This is a genomic window from Flavobacterium sp. UGB4466 (genome assembly GCF_903469665.1).
In the GTDB taxonomy this organism is placed as follows: Bacteria; Bacteroidota; Bacteroidia; order Flavobacteriales; family Flavobacteriaceae; genus Flavobacterium; species Flavobacterium lipolyticum.
Map to the genome: position 1 here is coordinate 1 of NZ_CAGKLC010000214.1, position 2571 is coordinate 2571.

The window sequence follows — 2571 nt, forward strand, 5'->3', positions numbered from 1 at the left end:
GGAGCCGTAACTACGATAGTTCCCGTTGGAGTTAAACAGTCTGGTTGAACCGTTACACTGGCCGTTGGCGCTGCAGGGTTACCCGGAACGGCATTGATGGTTAAATTCGTTGGCAAGGATACACAACCTGTAGTGGTGTTGGTGGTCGTTACGGCATAAGTACCCGGAGCCAGATTGGCAAAGGTAGTCGTAGACTGTGTCACTGCAGGAGTCACCGGACTAGTACCTGTTACAGTATACGTCACATTAGCCGCAGGAGCCGGAGCAGTAACTACGATAGTTCCTGTTGGAGTCAAACAGTCAGGTTGAACCGTTACACTGGCCGTTGGCGCCGCAGGGTTACCCGGAACGGCATTGATGGTTAAATTCGTTGGCAAGGAAACACAGCCTGTAGTGGTATTGGTTGTCGTTACGGCATAAGTACCCGGAGCCAAATTGGCAAAGGTAGTTGTAGACTGTGTCACTGCAGGTCTCACCGGAGCGGTACCCGTTACCGTATACGTCACATTGGCCGCAGGAGCCGGAGCTGTAACTACGATAGTTCCTGTTGGAGTCAAACAGTCAGGTTGAACCGTTACACTGGCCGTTGGTGCTGCAGGGTTTGCGTTTGGTGCCGAAACACCGCTCCCAGCTGCACTCACACAACCATTAGCGGCTGTTGTCGTTACGGTATAAGTTGCTGAATCAGTCACTGTAATGCTAGAACCTGTTTGTCCATTGCTCCACAACAATGTACCCGGAGCCGTTGTTGATAGTACAGAACTACCACAATTGTTTACTACCGTTACTATCGGAGTTGCCGGTGGAGTTGTATCTACTGTAACAACTACCGTATCTGTTTTAGAACAGCCTGATTTCGTAGTCGTTAACCCATAAGTTGTGGTTACCGATGGATTCGCGAATGGATTTGAACTGGAATAGGGACTACTAAAATCTAATCCCGTTGTCGGTGACCACGAATAAGTAACTCCTGGCTCTGCTACCATTCCAATTTGTTTCCCCGCAACATTTATCGTACAGTTTTTAGTAAAATCGGAACCTGCATCAGCAGTTGGTCCTGTAATACTTGGAATTGTAAAAACTTCCGACGGGCTCGAAGTATAATCAGCCCCAATAATATATAAAGCTGCGGTATAAGCCTGATTGTAATTTAACCCGCTGATAACTCCCGCTGATGAAATTGTTACACCGCTAACCTGAGTTCCACTAGGATATTCATAAAATCTGTATTCGTATTCACTTGCATTATTCAGGTAGTTTGTTATAGTCGCTGTACCAGGCAGAGAACAAGTACCTCCTATGGCTATAATAGGCGTGAACAAATCGATACTTTCACATCCAAACCCGTCATTATCAGAAGAGGTATTGGATGGAAGAACCCAGCTAATATCTGTTGATCCCGGAAGATCTACATCTTTAAGTAAATAAACATTTCCAGTATCATTATTAAAAAACATCATGACACCTTTAGAATCAATCCAAACTGCACCAAAATCATTTCCAATGGTATTCCCAAACCTATGGGAAACATTAGAATCTGTCAGCTTCAATACTCTGCTCTCAAGAGTTTGAGCAACTTCGTCAATAATAATTAAAAAACACTCTGTTCGTGGACTAGTTCCTTTTCCTGCAATTCCATAAAATTTTCCGTTATAATACGTATAATCATTGGCCGAATAGGCTCCTCCCATGTTATTTGTAAGAGGTATCTGCTCAACATTAACGCTGAAAACTCCACCGACAAAAGGCTGATTGACATTAAATCTTGTTAGGATATTTTTCGCCTCATCCCTGAAATAGATATAGTCTCCTCTTGAAAACATATTGGCATAAATATCTTGCGTCCCCATTAAATTAAGACTAATCTTTCCTACGTAGTTAAAGTTATCAGCCGGATCAAAAACCCTAACATCATGTAATGGATCAGTGCCATCACCATTAATATACAAATATCCTGTGTTAGAATTGTAAGCCGAAGCAGCTCCAGAGGTAATTCCCATAGTAACGGAAGTACCTAAGGCATTGAACCGCTGTAAGGGTAAATTATACTCAAATATATTTACGGTAGTTCCAGTCCCTCCTCTGGTTTGATAGATGGAATTAAGCCCGGCACAAGTCTGTGCTTCCAGTTGATAAGAAATGCCTAATATAAAAAGTAAAAAGACAGGCTTAAGAAAATTGAAGCTTTTTAGAGTAAAGTTTTTCATATATCAAATCTGTTTAAATAAAATGGTCATTTCGAAGTTTAATTTCTTTTGCACTGCTCTTAGATTCACATCTTAAAAAATTAAGCAAATGCAATTTTGTATTCCAAAATTAAGAACAGACCAATTTTTTTAACATTTTATTCGCTACAGAGTAGTATCGGTTTATAAAATGAGACTGTTTTGAAATGGGTAAAAAAAGGACGATCGTGTTTATTTGCCACTTTTACAGATAGTTACAAACCTTTTCTTTAAACATTAAATAATTCACATATGATGCTTCACTTCAAGTTCAAAGTTCTTGTATAAAGAATTAATGCATCTATTTTCACAATAAATGTGACTTTCACAGGTTAAATATTGAAAC

1 protein-coding gene is annotated in these 2571 nt (G+C 40.6%); it reads right to left on the bottom strand.

The features are described from left to right. The coding region (locus tag JO950_RS21675) for a hypothetical protein (RefSeq protein ID WP_202704504.1) at positions 1-2207 on the bottom strand (2207 nt) is incomplete at its 3' end. Between the last annotated feature and the right edge of the window lie 364 nt (positions 2208-2571).